Source organism: Streptomyces sp. AJS327 (genome assembly GCF_013450295.1).
In the GTDB taxonomy this organism is placed as follows: domain Bacteria; phylum Actinomycetota; class Actinomycetes; order Streptomycetales; family Streptomycetaceae; genus Streptomyces.
In genome coordinates this window covers 974,861-991,394 of the sequence record NZ_SKBR01000003.1, presented here as the reverse complement: position 1 = coordinate 991,394, position 16,534 = coordinate 974,861, and the positions used below count along the sequence as shown (strand labels likewise).

The window sequence follows — 16,534 nt, the reverse complement described above, 5'->3', positions numbered from 1 at the left end:
CTCGCGCCGACGGGTGGTTCCGGGCCCGTACGCGCCCCGTACCGTCGCGGCGGGTGAGCCGCCGGTGGTGCGGGGCGGGTTGGGGCTGGCGTCCGGGGTGTCCGGGCCGGGCGGGGTCGGGAGGGGTCAGGACGGGGTGATGTCGGGCCAGCGGAAGGCGCTGGCGCCCCAGGTGAGTCCGCCGCCGAAGGCGGTGGCCACCACCCGGTGGCCGGGGCGCAGTCCGCCGTGGGTCACGGCGTCGGCGAGGGCGAGCGGGATGGACGCGGCGGCGGTGTTGCCGACCCGGTCCAGGTGCACGTGGCAGCGTTCGCGGTCCAGCCCCATCCGGTCCGCGACGGCGTGCAGGATACGGACGTTGGCCTGGTGCGCGACGAGCATGTCGATGTCCGCCACCCCCCAGCCCTGCCACTCGGCCACGGTGCGGGCGGCCTCCGCCATGTGCAGCATGGCGCCGCGGAAGACGCTCTGACCCTCCATGCGGAAGAACGGGTCGGCCTGGTCGGCGGTCTCGGCGCGGATGGGGTCGCGGGAGCCGCCGGAGGAGATCCGGATGAGGTCGCTGCCGCTGCCGTCGCTGGCGAGCAGGGTGGGGCCGATCGCGCCGTCCTCGTCGGGGGAGCCGGTGCGCAGGATGACGGCCCCGGCGCCGTCGCCGAAGATGGCGCGGGTGGTGCGGTCGGCCGGGTCGAGGACGGTGGAGTAGGTGTCCGCGCCGATCACCAGCACCGTCCCGGCGGTGCGGGAGGTGATGAGTCCGGCGGCGGCGGCGAGACCGTACAGGAAGCCGGTGCAGACGGCGCCGACGTCGAACGCGGCGACGGGGCCGAGGCCCAGGCGGGCGGCGACCAGCGGGGCGGTGGCCGGGCAGGGCTGGTCGGGCGTGGTGGTGGCCACGATGACCGCGTCGACGGACTCCAGCGCGGCGGACTTCAGCGCGCGCATCCCCGCCTCGACGGCCAGGTCGGAGGTGGCGGTGCCGGGTTCCACCACGCGCCGCTCGGCGATACCGGTCCGTCTGCGGATCCACTCGTCAGAGGTGTCGAGTTCGCGGGCGAGATCGTCGTTCGTGACCACGTGCGGGGGCACCCAGCTGCCCAGTCCGCACAGCACGGGTGTCCGGTCACGCTCAGCCGCTGTCATCTGCATCCTCATCTCGTGTCGTCCCGGCTCGGGGCTCAGCTTCCCCCGCCGTGCGGGCCGGACGCTCCGGCCACGCGGGTGGGCCCCGCGTCACGTCCGGTCCGGGCCGCCGGGCCGCCCGGAGTGGAGGCCACGATCCCTGGGCCGTCGGAGGGAGCGGTGTCCGGGGTGCCCGTGGGCTCCGCGTCCGCCGCGCCGGGACGGGGGTGGGGTGACCGCCGCACCGGGGTGCCGCCGCGCGCCGCGCCGCGTCCGGGCACCGTGCGGAGGAAGGGGGTCTCCCGCACGCCTCCGGGGGAGGGCGTGCCCTCGGTGTGTCGGGGGCGGGAGGGGTCGCCGGGCATCCGTACGGCGATCCGGTGGTGGGTCCGCCGCCAACGATGCACGGCGGAGGAGTACACCCTGAACGATTCGGCCAGTTCGGCCTCCTCGGCGGCGGCGCGCGCGGTTCGCGGTCGTTCCACCTGGGACCACCTTCCCTTCCTGGTGCTGGGTGACGAGTACGGAGACGCCGGGGTCGCGCGGGCCGCCGCCTGGGCACGGCCGCCCCGTCGGGGACGCCGGTTCGGGGCGCCGGGGGACCGGCCGGGCCGACCGGCCGGTCCGGTGGGTGGCCGGGTCAGTAGTCCTCTCCGAAGGCGGCGCGCTGGTTCTTCTCCAGCGAGCCGCGGAAGAGGCGGGCCAGCGGGGGCGCGGGGATGCCGCCCTTCTCCTCCGGGCGGGCGACGGAGGCCAGCCAGGGCGGCATGAAACGCAGCGTCCAGCCGGGTGCCGTCTTCCGCATGTGGGTCTCGAAGCCCTTCCAGATCCGGGCGTCCAGGGCGGGGGCGAGCCGGTCGAGGAGTTCCCGCTCCTCGTCTCCCGCGTGGGTGGCGAGGAGTTCGCGGAGGGGCCCGGCGCGCTCGGCGAGTTCGGCGGGGGCGCTGTCGTCCTCGCCGAGGCGGTGGGCGATCCCGCCCCAGGTGTGCAGCGCCTCGTTGAGTTCCGCGTGCTCGGCGGTGAGCAGGTCGAGCGCGGCGGGGTCGGCGTCGCGCTCGCGGAGCGCGGGCCACAGGAAGTCGTCCTCGCCCTGGTGGTGGTGCTCGATGAGGGCGGTGAGGCGGGAGGTGTAGGTGCGCAGGGCGGCGGCCCGGGTGGGGTCGCCGGTGCGGGCCAGGGTGCGGGCGGCGTCCGCGCTGCGGCCCAGGTCGCGCACCATGGCGCGGTGGGACAGCAGCATGGTCTGGTGTGCCCGGGGGAGGTCGGCGGTCGGCTGGTTCATGGTGGCTCCTTACGGCGGTCGGTTCGGGCCGGGCCCGGCGGGCCGGGGTCGGCTCCCCCGGGCGGAGGGAGCGCGGTTTCCGGCCCGGCCTGTCAACCTGCCGCGCTGTGCGGGGAGTTCCTGAGGGCGGCGGCGAACGCGGTGGCCAGGCGTTCGATCTGCGGGGCGGTGCCGACGGACACGCGGAGGTAGCCGGGGAGCCCGAGGGCGTCCAGCGCCCGGACGAGCACGCCGTGGTCGTCGGCGAGGCGGGCCGCGAGCGCGGTGCTGTCGCCGGGGACGCGGGCGAGGACGAAGTTGGTGACCGAGGGGACGCAGCGGACCTCCAGCGCCTCCAGGGCCTTGACCAGCCGCTCCCGGTCCTGCGCGATGTCCTCCCGCACTTGCCGCACGTAGCCGGGGGCGCGGAGCGCCTGGAGGACGGCGCGCTGCGCGGGACGGTTGACGCCGAAGGGGAGGGCGCGGGCCCCGGCGCTGAGCCGGGCGACGAGGTCGGCGGGGCCGACGGCGCAGCCGAGCCGTACGGAGGCCAGTCCCCACGCCTTGGAGAAGGTGCGGGTGATCAGGGCGCGGCGGCCGTCGCGGACGGCGGCGAGCGCGAACTCGTGGGCCGGGCCCGCGAAGTCCATGTACGCCTCGTCGAAGACGAGGACGGCGCCGGTCTCGTCGGCGGTGTCGAGGAGCAGTTCGACGGCGGCCTCGTCGAGGACGGTGCCGGAGGGGTTGAGGGGGTTGCAGACGAAGGCGAGCGTGGCGCCATCGCGCAGGGCGGCGGCGAGACGGTCGGCGGGGACGGCGTGGTCGCGGAGCGGCACGGTGTCGATGGGGGCGCCGAGCGCGGCGGCGGAGGTGACGTAGCCGGGGAAGGTGCAACTGGTGGTCACGGCCGAGGCGGCGGGGGCGCGGAGGAAGGCCATGGAGGCCAGCAGCACCAGTTCGTCGGTCCCGTTACCGACGGCGATCATGTCGGTGGGTACCTCGAAGTGCGCGGCGAGCGCGGTGCGCAGGGCCTGGCAGGAGCTGTCGGGGTAGCGGTTGAGGTGCGTCTCGGCTTCGGCGGTCACGGCGCCGACGGTGCCGGGCGGCGGCCCGTAGGGGTTCTCGTTGAGGTGGAGCCGGAGGGTGGTGTCCGGGTCGGCGCCGTCGGCCCGCCCGGGATCGGCGAAGAAGTTCGGCGCCGGTGCGGCGGTGTCCCGGGCAGCCCCGTCCGGGTCCTGGTCCTGGCCCTGGAGCATGCTGTCTCCCCCTGCGTGGTGCGGTGATGGGTGTGCCGCCGTGGGGCGGACGGATGGTGGGCGGGGCGCCGGCGGGTGGCGCCGGGCGGGTGCGCCCCGCCCGGCCCGGGTGGGGCGGGCGGGGCCGGGGCCGGTGCGGCGGGTCAGGCGAGCTGGACCCGGGCGAGGCTCTTGAGCTGGTCCTCCTCCGGGCCGAGCAGGGCGCGGCAGCGGAAGCGCTGGACCTTGCCGCTGGGCGTCTTGGGCAGCGCGCCCCGGTTGAGGAAGACGCACTCGGAGAGCGCGATACCGGCCTTGTCGCGGGCGAGCGCCGCGGCCTTGTCGGCGATGTGGGCGAAGTCGTCGTTGAGGCGCTTGGGTTCGAGGAACAGCACCAGCCGGGAGGGGGCGTCCCCGGCGACGTCGACCAGCGCGGCGCCGCCGGTGCGCACGGGACCCATGGCCTCGATGGCGGCCTCGATCTCGCCGGTGTAGACGTTGCGTCCGCCGACGGAGATGAGGTCGTCGGCGCGGCCCGCGAAGTACACCTCGCCGTCGCGGAGGAAGCCAAGGTCGCCGGTGTGGAAGACGCCGTCGCGGAACCGCTGGGCGGTGCGTTCGGGGTTGGCGTGGTAGCCGACCGAGAGGCTGGGCGAGGTGACGAGCAACTCGCCGACGGTGTCGGGCTGTTCGGTGGTGACGGTGACGCCGCGCACCGGTGGCCCGTTGGAGACGAGCCGGGTGGCGCCGGGTTCCCCGGCGGCGACCTCGCGGACCTCGCCCGCGCTGAGCGCGGCTGCGTCGAAGTCGCGGATGACGGGCGGGGCGTGGGACGGGGTTCCGGCCACGGCGAGGGTGGCCTCGGCCATGCCGTAGGCGGGCAGGAACGCCGCTTCGGTGAGGCCGGAGGAGCGGAAGGTGTCGGCGGTGGCGGCGAGGGTGCCCGCGTCGATCCGCTCGGCGCCGATGACGCAGGCGCGCAGCCGCAGCTCCCTGGGGAGGGTTCCCCGGCCCTGGGCGCGGGTGGCCAGGTGGAGGGCGGTGTTGGTGCCGGCGGTCATGGTGGCCTCGAACTCCGCCATGTCGCGGAACCAGGAGCGGGGGGCCATGCCGAACCGTTCGGGCGAGGACAGCACGAAGTCGTAGTCGTACGCCCAGGCGTACAGCAGGGTGCCGAAGATGCCCATGTCGTGGGAGAGCGGCAGCCAGGAGTGGATGGTCTCCCGGCCGGGGGTGCCGCCGGTCATCTCCAGGATCATCGCGAGCTGCGCCGCGATGGCCCGGGGGGTGAGGGAGCAGCCCTTGGGCAGGCTGGTGCTGCCGGAGGAGTACTGGATGAAGCAGACCTCGTCGTCGCCGGGTGGGCTCGGCTCGCAGCGGGAGCCGCCGGTGGCGAGCAGCCGGGCCCAGTCCAGGACGGGCAGCTGGGCGGAGACCTCCTCGGGGATGAGGGCGGCCATCCGCTCCTCGGCGATGATCACCTCGGGGTCGAGCTGGGCGCACAGGGCGCCCAGCGTCTTCCCGTACTCCTCGGGGGTCTGGCCGCGGGAGGGCAGCGGCAGTGAGGCGATCGCCCCACCCGCGAGCCAGACCGCCAGCAGCCCGCGCACCGTGTCGGCCGAGTTGGTCAGCACGGTCGCCACGCGGGAACCGGGACGCACTCCGGCCGAGCGCAGTGCGGACGCCATACGGTGCGCGTCGTCGACGACCCGCCGCCAGGGCAGCTGGTCGAAGCGCTCACCGTTCCAGTGGTGCAGTGTTCCCCGGTCGGGTCCCTGCACGAGGGCGTCCCAGAGCCGGAAGTGTGTCCCCGTGGTCATCGTCTGTCACTCCACATCGACGAGCGATATCTCGGACTTGCCCCTGCGGTCGGCCATCGGGGCGAGCTTCTGCTGGGACTCCAGCAGTTCGCGCTGGTCAAGGCTGGTGCCGTTGACGCGGCTGATGCCCGCCTCGCGCATCGTCATCCGCTCGGTGTCGATGCGGATGACCTTCCAGGCGAGCTTGGTCTTCTCCAGCGTCCAGATGAGGATCGCGGAGAGGTCCAGCTCGTACCACTTCATGCCGTGCCGCGCGGAGCGGGGGAAGGCGTGGTGGTTGTTGTGCCACGCCTCGCCGAAGGACGGCACCGACAGCCAGAAAACGTTCCGCGACTGGTCGGTGGTGGTGAACCGGCGGCGGCCGAAGTAGTGGCCGATGGAGTTCACCGCGTAGGTGAAGTGGTTGATGAGGAAGATGCGGACGAGGCCGCCCCACAGCATGCCGGTGAGGGCGGCGGTGACGGATCCCCCGGACAGGCCGAAGGCGAGCACGCCGGGCAGCAGCACCCCGGCCAGCACGACCAGGATCAGGTTCTCGCTGAGCCAGCGCAGTTCCTTCTCGCGGACCAGGTCCGGGCAGTACCGGATCGGGTCGGAGGTGAGCTTGTCGTTGGTCAGCCAGCCCAGGTGGGCGTGCCAGATCCCGGCGAGGGCGCCCCGGAAGCCCGGCTCGAAGCCGAGGTGCGGGCTGTGCGGGTCGCCCTCCTTGTCGGCGACCCGGTGGTGCTTGCGGTGGTGGGCGGCCCAGATGATGGGCGGGCCCTGTCCGGCCATGGCCCCGGCGGCGGCCAGTCCCACGCGGATCGGCTTGTAGGTCTGGAACGACCGGTGGGTGAGCAGCCGGTGGTAGCCGGTGGAGATGCCGAATCCGGAGACCGCGTACATGAAGGCCAGGACCACCACGTCGGTCCAGCCGAAGATCCGGTTCCAGAGCAGGACCATCCCGGCGAGTAGCGCCAGCAGCGGTACGACGGACGCGCCCAGGATGAACCAGCGGTGTTTCGCGTTGTTCATGTCTCCCTTTCCCTCTCGTTTTCCCTCTCGTGATCCCTCTCGGGTTCTCCCACGTGCTCGCGTGTCCCTCTCGGGACCGCGCCGGGGGCCGTGCCGGGCGGCCAGGGCGCGCCTCCCTGGCGCCCGACGGCCGGAGTGTGAGGTGTCAGACCCCCTGGGTGGTTTCCGGGTCGAACTCGGTGCGCAGCGCGGGCAGCGCGAGCGAGAGCAGCGCCGCGCAGGCGGTCAGGACGGTTCCGACCAGGAACGCCGAGTGGAAGCTGGTCAGCAGTGCCTCCAGCTGGGGCTCGCCCGCGGCCAGTTCGTCGTCGAGTTTGCTGCTGGCCAGGGTCGCGAGGATGGCGAGGCCCACGGCGCCGCCGATCTGCTGGCCGGTGTTGAGCACTCCGGACGCGGCGCCCGAGTCGGCCTTGGCGACGCCGCTGACGGCGGCGACGACCAGCGGCACCAGGGCCAGGCCGTAGCCGGCGGCGCAGAGCAGCAGGGTGGGCAGGATGTGGCTGACGTAGTCGGCGTCCACCGGGGCGCGCTGGAGCAGGCCGAGGCCGAGGGTGGCGGAGCTGAGTCCCGCCAGACACAGCAGGCGGCTGCCCGCCCTGGGCAGCAGCTGGATCGCGAGGCCGGAGAAGACGGCCATGGTCAGCCCGAACGGTGCCCAGGACAGTCCGGCGCGCATCGGCGACCAGCCCTGCACGTTCTGCATGTACTGGGTGAGGAAGAAGAAGATGCCGTAGAGCCCGGAGGCGGCGAGCACCATCATCACGTTCGCGACGGATATCTGCCGGTTGGCGAAGATCCCGAGCCGGATGAGCGGTTCGGGGACGCGCAGTTCGCGCAGGATGAAGGCGATCATCAGCAGCGCGGAGGTGACGAGGCCGAGGATGGTCGCCACGTCGGTCCACGGCCGGTGCGCGGTGCTGATCACGGAGTAGACGAGCAGCAGCAGCGAGGACGTGATGAGCAGCGCGCCGGTGCTGTCGCCGAGGGACCGCTTGCGCGGGCGCGCCTCACGGTCGGCCATGCCGGGGGTCATCGCCAGCGCGAACAGCAGGACGCCGATGGGGATGTTGACGAAGAACACCCAGCGCCAGCTGATCGCGTCGGTGATGACGCCGCCGAGCAGCACCCCGGACACCCCGGAGACGCCGGTGAGGCCACCCCAGATCCCCAGGGCCTTGCGGCGCTCGGTGGGTTCGGTGAACACGGTGATCAGGATGGACAGCGCGGCGGGACTGAGCAGCGCGGCGCCGAAGCCCTGGAGGCCACGGGCGGCGATCAGCGTGCCGGGGTTCCCGGCGATCCCGGCGGCGAACGAGGCGATGGTGAAGACCGTCAGCCCGGTGAGGAAGGTGCGGCGGCGGCCGAACAGGTCGGCGCAGCGGCCACCGAGCACCAGGAAGCCGCCGAACAGCAGCATGTAGGCGTCGATGACCCAGGCCAGGTCGGCGGCCTGGAAGCCGAGGTCGGTGCGGAGAGTGGGCAGGGCCATCGCGACGACGGTGTCGTCGACGATGACCATGAACTGGGCGCCGCAGGTGACGGCGAGGGCGACGCCCGCGCTGGCGCGGGCGGCGGGGCCGGGGCCCGCTTTGGTCAGACTGGTGTCCATCGGGCCTCCCTAGCTCGAACGCTGCGCGGCGACGAGCCGGTTGAGCCGGTCCATGCGGGTGGCCAGGGTCATCCGCCCCTCCAGCCGGAAGGGCGGGGGCTGCCGTCCGTCGGTGTCGGTGAAGCCGTACTCGCGGGCGAGGTCGCCGGCGGCGAGGATCTGCCCGGTGCGGTCCATGACCTTGGGGTCGGCGGCGAGTTCGGCGATGGCGCGGCCCACGTACTCGGGTGAGTGGAGGACGGCGGCGGGGCCCTCGCCCATGGCCTCCCAGGCGGCGGCGACGCGTTCGGTGTTGACGAACCCGGGGTGCACGCTGACCGCGGCGATCTGCTGCTTGCGCAGGTCCCCGGCGAACGCCCTGGTCATGCGGTCGCTGCCGTTCTTGAAGACGTCGTAGGCGGCCTGTCCGAGGTAGATGTCGCCGTCGGTGAAGCCGACGCCGACGATCAGGCCGCTGTCGCGCTCCAGCATCATCGGGGTGAGCGCCCTGGTCACGTCGTACTGGGCGCGGAGCGATCCGGCGCACAGGTCGTAGCGCCACATCGGCTGCTTCCAGTACGGCGCGTCGAACCGCACGTCGGCGGAACGCTCGTAGCCCGCCCAGGCGTTGTTGACCAGGAGGTCGAGGCGTCCGTCCCGCTCGGCGCCGATCCGCTCGGCGAGGGCCTGGTTGGCCTCCTCGCTGGTGTGGTCGCAGGCGACGGCGACCCCCTCGCCGCCGCGCGCGGTGACGGCCTCCGCCGTCTCCTCGATGGTGCCCGGCAGGTTCTCGGTGCTGCCGTCGGTGCGGGTGCTGCGCCCGGTGACGTAGACGGTCGCGCCCGCGCTGCCCAGCGCGAGGGCGATGCCCCGGCCCACTCCCCGGCTGGCTCCGGTCACCACGGCGACGGTCCCGTCCAGCCGCGGAGGCTGCCACTCCTCGTTCACGCGTGCGTTCCTTCCGTTGCGATCTTCCATGGGGTGATGGTGACTCAGTGGTGGCGGGGGCTTGAAGAGCCGGGACGGCCCGAAAAAGCCGGAGGTGCCGGAGGAGTTGGGGGTGATGCCCCGGAACTGACGGTATGGGTGGGTGTTCTGGGGTGGCTGGGGGCTTCGGTGCGTGTGGGGCTGGTGGGGCTGGTGGGGCACCGGGGGTACGAAGGCGCCCCCGGGCTGGCGGGGGCACCGGGGGCTCAGCTCAGATGGGTCGCCGCGTACTCCAGGGTTCTCTGGTAGGCGAGGGTGTCCTCGACCTCGGGCACGCCGTACCGCTCGCGCAACAGCGGCATGGAGGTGGGCAGCACCCCTCCGCTACAGCGGGTCACCTCGCTGACGTCGCGGAGGACGGACAGGTAGGAGCGGGCCATCTTCGGCAGCCGGGCCAGCTCCTCGGGGTCGAGGGTGTCCGGGTCGACGATGGGCATCTCCGGCAGGGCGCGGCCCTGGCCGGCGGCGTGCTTGGCGCACACCGCGAGGGCCGCCTCCATGTCCATCGCCTCGCCGCCGTAGGTCACCCAGAACTCGCCGCTGTCATCGCCGAGTTCGACGGACCGCAGCACCGCCTTGGCCTGGGTGTCCTGCGGCACGATGTCGATGCGGTTGTCCTGGTGCATCGGGATGAACGGGGCCCGTCCGCGGCAGATCCAATCGGAGAGCAGCTGCACGATCTGGCCACGGGAGGTCCACCCGGTCAGGGCGTCCCCGATGAGGTTGGTGGGCCGGAAGATGGTGTGCGGCAGGCCGCTGTCCTGGAGCAGCTGCTCGGCGCGGAGCTTGGAGCGGATGTAGGGCGTGGTGACGTTGCCGGGGCTGATGCCGGCCGGGGCGGTCGCGGACAGCGCGGCGACGAACGCCGTGGAGATGAGGTGGACGGTGGCCCCGGCCGCCTCGGCGAACTCCACGACGCGGCGGGTGCCCTCCACGTTGACGGGCAGGTAGCGCTCGGCGGGCAGCCCCCACTCGGTGAGGCCCGCCGAGTGGATGACCACGTCCACCTCGGCGGCCAGCGCCCGCCAGCTGTCCTCGTCCAGCCCGAGGCGGGGCTCGGCCACGTCGGCGTAGACCACGCGGTCGGCGCCGGGCACGGTGGCGGCGCCGCCGCGCGCGGCGCAGATGATCCGCAGTCCGGGGGTGGGCGGTTCGCGCAGGATCGCCTGGCCGACGACGCCGGACGCCCCGGTCAGCAGCACGGTTCGGGTCGCGGTCACGCGCGGGCCTCCTTCCACTCCAGCAGCCGGGACGCGACCCGCACGCCCGGGAAGAGCAGCGGCTCGGGCGGGAACCGGCGCTGCGCGCGGTGCTCGTCGTCGACGTAGAGGAGCCGCGCGAAGTCGGTGTCCTTGCCGAGGACGAGGTCCCGCAGCACCTTGCCGCCGGTGTGGGTGGCGGCGATGCCGTTTCCGCAGAAGCCGTAGCCGTAGTACACGTTGCCCTGCGGCAGGGTGCCGAAGTGCGGCGCGAAGTCGCGGGTGATGTCGACGGTGCCGCCGTAGGCGTAGCGGAACCGGACGTCGTTCCACATCGGGAAGTACTTCCGGAACTCACCGATGAGTTCGCGGTAGACCGGGGTGTGGTTCATCCGGCGGTCGCGCATGTCACGGCCACGGAAGTAGGGGGCGGTACCGCCCGCGAACAGCACCCGGTTGTCGGCGGTGAACCGGGCGCAGTTGAGGAAGGTCTTCGCCTCCACCATGCCCTCGCGGCCCTCCCAGGCGACGCGGGCCAGCTGCTCGTCCGTCAGCGGGTCGCTGACGAGCGCGTAGCTCCAGATCGGCACGGTCCTGTTGCGGAACTCCGGGAAGGTGAACTGCCGCGCGTTGGCGGTGATGATGACCTTGTCCGCGGTGATCCGCCCGCCGGGGGTGACCACGGTCGGCCGCACGCCGTGCTCGACGCGGAGGACGGGGGTGTCGTCGTAGATCGTGGCGCCCGCGTCGCTGACCACCCGGGCCAGCCCACGGGCCAGCTTGAACGGGTTGACGAGCGCGCCACCGGTGCGCATCGCGGAGACGATCGCGGGAGAGCCGATGACCTCGCGGGCGGCGGCGGCCCCCATGATCTCCGGCTGTTCCCGGCCGGCGAGGTCGGTGGCCAGCCGCCGGTCGGCCTCCAGCCGGTGGTGCTGCGCCTGGTTGGTGGCGACCATCAGGTAGTCGTTGGCCTCGTACTCGGCGTCGACCTTGTTGCGCCGGAGGAAGCGGCCGATCTCCAGGATCGACCGGCCGACCGCCTGGGAGGCGGCCCGGGTGCGCTCCTTGCCGAACTGCTCGACCAGGGCCTGGATGTCCTTGCCGATGGTCGGGGTGATGAACCCGTCGGCCCGGCCGGAGGCGCCGTGCCCCGAGTACCGGGCCTCGACGATCCGGACGTCCAGGGCCGGTTCGGCCTCCTGGAGGAAGTGGGCCGCCCAGAGCCCCGCGAACCCGCCGCCGACGACGCAGACGTCGCAGTCGGCGTCGCCCCGCAGCGGCGGTCTCGGCGTGACGCTCTCGGTCTCATGCCAGTAGACGACATGCATCGGTGTGGCCATGGGCGTGGTTACCGTCCCTTTTCGAGGATGATCCTCGCCAGTCCCAGGTGGCGGTTGCGGAAGTGCCGGACGCAGGCGCCCAGGTAGTGCTCGTAGTTGGCGACGTTCTCCTCGCCGACGCTCGCCACGGCCTCGTCGCGCCGCGCGCGCAGCCGCCGCAGCCACTCTCCGCAGGTGCGGCTGTAGTGGTCGGGGTCGTTGCGCATCGAGACGACGTCGAAGAGCTTCTCGCTGGACTCGGTCACCTCGGACAGCGCCGGGATCTCCGACTCCGGGAAGATCGTCTCGATGATGAACATCAGCTCCCGCACGGTCGCCTTGTCCATCACCCGGTTGTTGCCCTTGACGTTCGTCTGGAGGGCGATCCGGCCGTGCGAGGGCAGCCACTCGTAGCAGCGCTCGAAGAACTCGCGGTACTGGCTGACGCGTTCGGCCCGGGTCAGCCCGGTCTTCGCGAAGTGCTCGAACGCGCCGATGGAGATGATCGCGTCGTAGCCCGCGGCGGGCTCGTGGTCGCGCCAGTTCTCCACCCGGATGTCGGTGCGCGGGAGTTCCAGCGCCCGGCCCAGCTCCGCCTGGGTGTCACTGAGCGTCAGGCCGACGGCCTGCCGCACCCCGTAGACCTCCTGGAGCCGCTTGAGCAGGCTGCCCCAGCCGCAGCCCACGTCCAGCACCCGCTGGGCGCTCGCCGCGCGCGACCCCTCGATGAGGTAGTCGAGCTTGCGTGCCTGCGCGGACTCCAGCGTCTCCGGCTCCGCCTCGTCGGCTGGCCGCTCGTCGTCCCACAGCGCGCAGGTGTAGGTGAGCGAGGCGTCCAGCCACAGAGCGAAGAAGTCGTTCGAGACGTCGTAGTGGTGCTTGATCGCCTCTTCCGTCGCCCCCTGGTACATGACGCTCATGCCTCGTTGCCCACGGACTTCATGCTCTGCACGAGGTTGACGAGGTCCCCGACCGTCTTCACGTTCGCGGCCTGGCCCGGGTCGAGTTCCACCCCGGCCTCGTCCTCGATGGTGTAGACGATGTCGGCGATCTGGAGGCTGGAGAGACCCACCGCGTCAAAGACCGTGTCGGCGTCCAGCGTCACCGAGGCGGCCTTCGAGCCCAGCTTCTTCTCGATGAGTTCGCACACCATGGCAACAGTGATCATGAACGGTCCCTTTCGGTCGCGTGCCGACGTTCGGCAGACTGATCGCAAGTTAGTCGCTGCTACCGACGCGCGCGTATGACAGGTGTCTGCCGGTACCCGGCCTCCCGGCGGCTAGCAGATGCGTGTCCTTGCCACCGCGCCGCCCGCCCCGTGGAATTACGGCACCGGTCGCACCGGTTCACGGCGTGCCGGGACCAGACCCCGGAGTCCGGACCCGGAGCGCCCCGAGGGAGCGGACGGGAGACCGCACCGCACGGAGCCTGGGTGACCGGACCCGAACGCGTCCGAACGCACCAGCGGTTCCGTGAACCAGTCGTGACACCAGCCGTGAACCAGCGGGATCGGGTGCGGAGTTGACGGGGGAACCGGCCACCGCCCACCCGGGGGCCGTGCCACCCGGACGCACCGGCCACCCCGCGTCGCCCGCGTGACCCGGGGCACCGCGCGGGCCGCGAGCGGGTCGAGCCAGGACGAGCCCCAGACAGGCAGAGAGGCGGACATGCGCACTTCACTCCGCGTCGTCGAGCACCTCGTGGACGTGCCGCGCCGCCAGGACGTCCCCCACGTCCTCGACGTGGAGGGTGCCGCCGTCGAGGGCCTCCACGACGCGGGCCCCCCGCTGCCGGGCGGCGCCGCCCGGCCCGCGCTCCCCGCCGCCGGGGACGGCACGTTCCTCCCGTGCGGCGCGGAGACGCGCACCGCGGTCGAGCACCGGCTGCCGGTCGCCTCGTGACCGTCCCCCACACCGCGCGCGCCGCGCGCACCACCGGGGCCCGGTTCCGCCCGGCCCGGATCGGCGAGGGAGCCGCGGCGCTCCTCCCCGGTCCCGCGTCGGCCACCGCGCACAGCGCGGGCGCACCGCGCGCGGCCCTGTCGCGCACCGATGCCGGCGGTCCGCCCGCGCTGGTCCCGGCCGAGGGGGACCGCACCGAGACGCCGCCGTTCCGGGCTTTCCCACGGCGACCGGACACGCCGCGGAGGCACCGCGCCCGCCCGCGTACGGCGCCCCCTGACGGAGCACGCCGCCCCCCGCCCCAGCTGAGAGAACCTGAGCGAATCTGAGCGAAGGAGTCACCATGGTGACCAGAACCGACTCATCCTCTCCACCGTCCGCCGTGCCCGACGCGGTCGCGGACGTTCCCGGGCTGCTCCGCTTCGAGACCATGCCGCGTGCGGAGGCGCTCTCGCTGGCGGGCCGGATGTCGAAGGAGTCGTTCAGCTACGAGGAGGTGTACGGCGAGTACGTCACCGTGCACCAGTACATCGACGCCCCGCCCGAGGCCGTCTTCGAGTACCTCACCGACGAGCGGCACCTGGACGAGTACACCTACAGCACCCGGGACGTCCGGCCGACCGACCGGCCCGGGCTGTTCGTCGGCCGCGACCCGCTGCTGGACGACGAGACCAAGATCTACCTGCGGATCGAGAGCGACCGCCGCGCCCTCAACGTCGACCTGCACTGCGCGTGGGACCAGGGCGAGGAGCTGTGGATGATCTACCTGCACCGGATCGTCCCGGCGCAGACGGTGCTGGGCAAGCCGGGCTCGGTGGTGATCTGGACCAACTGCCGCCACCCGTACTACGACAAGAACCCCTACCCGGAGCTGGCCTCCAGCCCCGACCGGCCCTGGGTCGGCGACATGTGGAGCCTCTTCTACGCCGGGCACACGGTCGAGATGCAGAACCTGAAGAAGATCCTGGAGCACCGGCACGGAGGCGAAGCCGCATGAAGACCGTCAGCCTGATGGAACTCGCCTCCTACCTGCCGGGCGAGCCGGTTCCCACCGAGTACTTCCTCCAGTACCAGCGCGAGAGCGGCACCCTGGACGAGGAGTCCGAGGAACACCAGATGTTCCGGGCCCCCGCCCACCGCCACCACGTGTCCCGGGACGAGACCCCGGCCGACATGATGGAACGCGCCGGACGCACCCTGCTGGACCGCATCGGCCCGGACGAGGCCAGCACCATCGACGTGGTCCTCACCAACGCGCTGCTGCCCGAGGTGTTCTTCACCGGCGCGGGCGCCGAGGTCGCGCACCGGCTGGGGCTCCGCACGGACTGGGTGATCGACGCGCACAACGGAGGCTGCGCCTCCTTCGTCCACCTGCTGAAGCTCGCCCGGGTGCTGATCGGTTCCGGGGAGGCCACCTCCGCGCTGCTGCTGAACGTGCAGAACTGCGCGGGCCCGGTCATGACCCAGAGCGAGGTGCGCAAGCTCCCCGAGGCGGTCATCCCCGGCGACGGCTGCGGCGCCGCCTACGTGACGGCCTCCGCCGAGTCCCCCGTGCTGGCGATCGAGACGCTCGACAACGGCCAGTACACCCGCGACTGCGGACTCACCCTGGACGACGGCCGCAAGTACTGGGAGGCGGGCGGCAGTCAGGTGCACGTCGGCTTCACCTCGAACAAGGTGGCCAACATCGTCGAGCGCGGCAACCGCCTCGTGCCGGAGGCCGTGGGCAAGGTCTGCGACCGGCTGGGCATCACCGTCGACGACCTCGACCTGATGATCACCAACCAGCCCAACCGGATGTTCCTGAAGCAGTGGCAGGAGCGCCTCGGCATCGACGGCGACCGCCACCTGGACTCCTTCGACCGGTTCGGGAACCTCTTCGGCGCGGCCGTACCCGTCACCCTGGACCACGCGCTGCGCGAGGGCCAGGTCAAGGACGACAGTCTGCTGATGCTCGCCGGGTTCGCGCACGCCGGTGACTTCGCCGGGGCCGCCGCCGTCCGCTGGCGCGCCGCCACCAACGGCTGAGCCACCCCGGAACGGAACCCAACGATCATCCGCGGCAAGGGAGTTCATGGAGGGCGGCCAGCCGGGCGGCGGGGGAACACGCCCACGGCGGGCCGGTGGCCCAGGCTGCCGCGTCCCGCCGGGAGCACTCCCCCTTCCCTGGCGGGACGGCCCGGGCCGCCGCGCGGTGACGCCGTCACACGGGGGTCGGCGTCACCGCGCGGGCACGCCCCAGCAGCGGTGCCGGAGTCGCGCGCCTCAACCGGGGGGCCCGGCCCGCTCGTTCGGGTCAGTGGCGGCATCGCGTGGGAGCGGCGCCGGGAGCGGCCCCTCCCCCGGCGGGTGCGTCAGCACCGTTCCGGGGGCCCCGGCCGGACGGGCCAGCGCGGCCAGCAGGCCGGGCGCCGCGGCCACCTCCCGCACCGTCCACCGCTCCTCGGGCTCCCCCGGCGCGGAGGACGGACGGCACGGCGCGGCCACCTCCCGCTCCGGGTCGACCGGCACCGCGGACAGATCCGTTCCGAGACCGAGACCCCAGCCCTTCACCACCGCCTCCTTCCGCACCCAGCACCGGAGGAACGCCGTATGCCGCTCGTCCACCGGCCGGCTCTCGACCCACGCCCGCTCCGGGCCGGTCAGCACACGCCGGTACAGCGCCAACGACCCCGCCGGACGCGGCCGTTCGACATCGACGCCGACCGGCGCGCCCCGGGACAGGGCGAGCATCCAGTGCCCGGCGGTCCGCGAGAGGCTCACCTCCCAGCCGGGACGGTCCGGCAGCCGGGGCGGTCCGTGCCGGTCGGAGCCGCAGCCCGGGCAGCGCGCCCGGCCCCACTCCAGTCGTTCCGGCGGCAGGCCGAAGAAGGCACCCAGCACCCGGCGGACCCCGGCGTGCGCCCCGACGTACCAGGCGCGCGCCGCCGCGTCCGAGAAGCGCCCGGCACGGCGGAGTTCGGCGGCACCGAGCAACGGCGTATCGGCGGCGGCCGGTTCGTCCGGCACCCACCCGGACCAGACCCACACCCCGGTGCCGGACACCGCGTCCACCACCGGCCCACCCCCGGGAGCCACCCGACCC

The 16,534-nt window shown here is 73.1% G+C and carries 16 protein-coding genes; 3 read left to right on the top strand and 13 right to left on the bottom strand.

The window, feature by feature from the left end:
* Positions 1 to 126: 126 nt before the first annotated feature.
* The 12 genes from E0L36_RS21350 to E0L36_RS21295 all read right to left on the bottom strand — a co-directional run bounded on the left by E0L36_RS21350 (position 127) and on the right by E0L36_RS21295 (position 12,716).
* On the bottom strand, positions 127 to 1,143 hold the full coding sequence (locus E0L36_RS21350; RefSeq protein ID WP_180930717.1) for a beta-ketoacyl-ACP synthase III: 1,017 nt from the start codon (positions 1,141 to 1,143) through the stop codon (positions 127 to 129).
* Positions 1,144 to 1,178: 35 nt separating this feature from the next.
* Positions 1,179 to 1,607 carry a hypothetical protein gene (locus tag E0L36_RS21345; protein ID WP_180930716.1) on the bottom strand — a complete coding sequence of 143 codons (429 nt, stop codon included), beginning with the start codon at positions 1,605 to 1,607 and terminating at the stop codon, positions 1,179 to 1,181.
* Positions 1,608 to 1,762: 155 nt separating this feature from the next.
* Positions 1,763 to 2,404 (bottom strand): hemerythrin domain-containing protein, encoded by a 642-nt coding sequence (locus E0L36_RS21340; RefSeq protein WP_180930715.1) that lies wholly within the window; start codon positions 2,402 to 2,404, stop codon positions 1,763 to 1,765.
* Positions 2,405 to 2,496: 92 nt separating this feature from the next.
* A complete protein-coding gene (locus tag E0L36_RS21335; protein WP_180930714.1) occupies positions 2,497 to 3,639 on the bottom strand; it encodes a histidinol-phosphate transaminase in 1,143 nt (380 codons plus the stop codon).
* A gap of 143 nt (positions 3,640 to 3,782) precedes the next feature.
* Positions 3,783 to 5,438 carry an AMP-binding protein gene (locus E0L36_RS21330; protein WP_180930713.1) on the bottom strand — a complete coding sequence of 552 codons (1,656 nt, stop codon included), beginning with the start codon at positions 5,436 to 5,438 and terminating at the stop codon, positions 3,783 to 3,785.
* A 6-nt stretch (positions 5,439 to 5,444) separates the two neighbouring features.
* Positions 5,445 to 6,452, bottom strand: coding sequence for an acyl-CoA desaturase (locus tag E0L36_RS21325; RefSeq protein ID WP_180930712.1), 1,008 nt, complete (start codon positions 6,450 to 6,452; stop codon positions 5,445 to 5,447).
* A 145-nt stretch (positions 6,453 to 6,597) separates the two neighbouring features.
* On the bottom strand, positions 6,598 to 8,061 hold the full coding sequence (locus tag E0L36_RS21320; protein WP_180930711.1) for an MFS transporter: 1,464 nt from the start codon (positions 8,059 to 8,061) through the stop codon (positions 6,598 to 6,600).
* Between the two features lie 9 nt (positions 8,062 to 8,070).
* Positions 8,071 to 8,988 (bottom strand): SDR family NAD(P)-dependent oxidoreductase, encoded by a 918-nt coding sequence (locus tag E0L36_RS21315; protein WP_308416860.1) that lies wholly within the window; start codon positions 8,986 to 8,988, stop codon positions 8,071 to 8,073.
* A 245-nt stretch (positions 8,989 to 9,233) separates the two neighbouring features.
* Positions 9,234 to 10,247 carry an SDR family oxidoreductase gene (locus E0L36_RS21310; protein ID WP_180930709.1) on the bottom strand — a complete coding sequence of 338 codons (1,014 nt, stop codon included), beginning with the start codon at positions 10,245 to 10,247 and terminating at the stop codon, positions 9,234 to 9,236.
* On the bottom strand, positions 10,244 to 11,569 hold the full coding sequence (locus tag E0L36_RS21305; protein ID WP_180930708.1) for an FAD-binding oxidoreductase: 1,326 nt from the start codon (positions 11,567 to 11,569) through the stop codon (positions 10,244 to 10,246). Before E0L36_RS21305 ends, E0L36_RS21310 begins: the two co-directional genes overlap by 4 nt.
* An 8-nt stretch (positions 11,570 to 11,577) precedes the next feature.
* Positions 11,578 to 12,468 carry a cyclopropane-fatty-acyl-phospholipid synthase family protein gene (locus E0L36_RS21300; protein WP_180930707.1) on the bottom strand — a complete coding sequence of 297 codons (891 nt, stop codon included), beginning with the start codon at positions 12,466 to 12,468 and terminating at the stop codon, positions 11,578 to 11,580.
* On the bottom strand, positions 12,465 to 12,716 hold the full coding sequence (locus tag E0L36_RS21295; protein ID WP_180930706.1) for an acyl carrier protein: 252 nt from the start codon (positions 12,714 to 12,716) through the stop codon (positions 12,465 to 12,467). The genes E0L36_RS21300 and E0L36_RS21295 overlap by 4 nt, the downstream gene beginning before the upstream one ends.
* 499 nt (positions 12,717 to 13,215) lie before the next feature.
* On the opposite strand from E0L36_RS21295, the gene E0L36_RS21290 reads away from it, so the two are divergent.
* From E0L36_RS21290 to E0L36_RS21280, 3 genes are all read left to right on the top strand, one after another.
* Positions 13,216 to 13,449, top strand: a complete 234-nt coding sequence (locus E0L36_RS21290; RefSeq protein WP_180930705.1) for a hypothetical protein — start codon at positions 13,216 to 13,218, stop codon at positions 13,447 to 13,449.
* A 343-nt stretch (positions 13,450 to 13,792) separates the two neighbouring features.
* Complete coding sequence (locus E0L36_RS21285; protein ID WP_180930704.1) at positions 13,793 to 14,446, top strand: SRPBCC family protein; 654 nt, start codon at positions 13,793 to 13,795, stop codon at positions 14,444 to 14,446.
* Positions 14,443 to 15,477 carry a 3-oxoacyl-ACP synthase III family protein gene (locus E0L36_RS21280; protein WP_180930703.1) on the top strand — a complete coding sequence of 345 codons (1,035 nt, stop codon included), beginning with the start codon at positions 14,443 to 14,445 and terminating at the stop codon, positions 15,475 to 15,477. Before E0L36_RS21285 ends, E0L36_RS21280 begins: the two co-directional genes overlap by 4 nt.
* 237 nt (positions 15,478 to 15,714) lie before the next feature.
* On the opposite strand, the gene E0L36_RS28325 is transcribed toward E0L36_RS21280, so the two are convergent.
* Entirely contained in the window at positions 15,715 to 16,506 is a 792-nt protein-coding gene (locus E0L36_RS28325) for a 4'-phosphopantetheinyl transferase superfamily protein (RefSeq protein WP_180930702.1), read from the bottom strand.
* Positions 16,507 to 16,534: the final 28 nt, after the last annotated feature.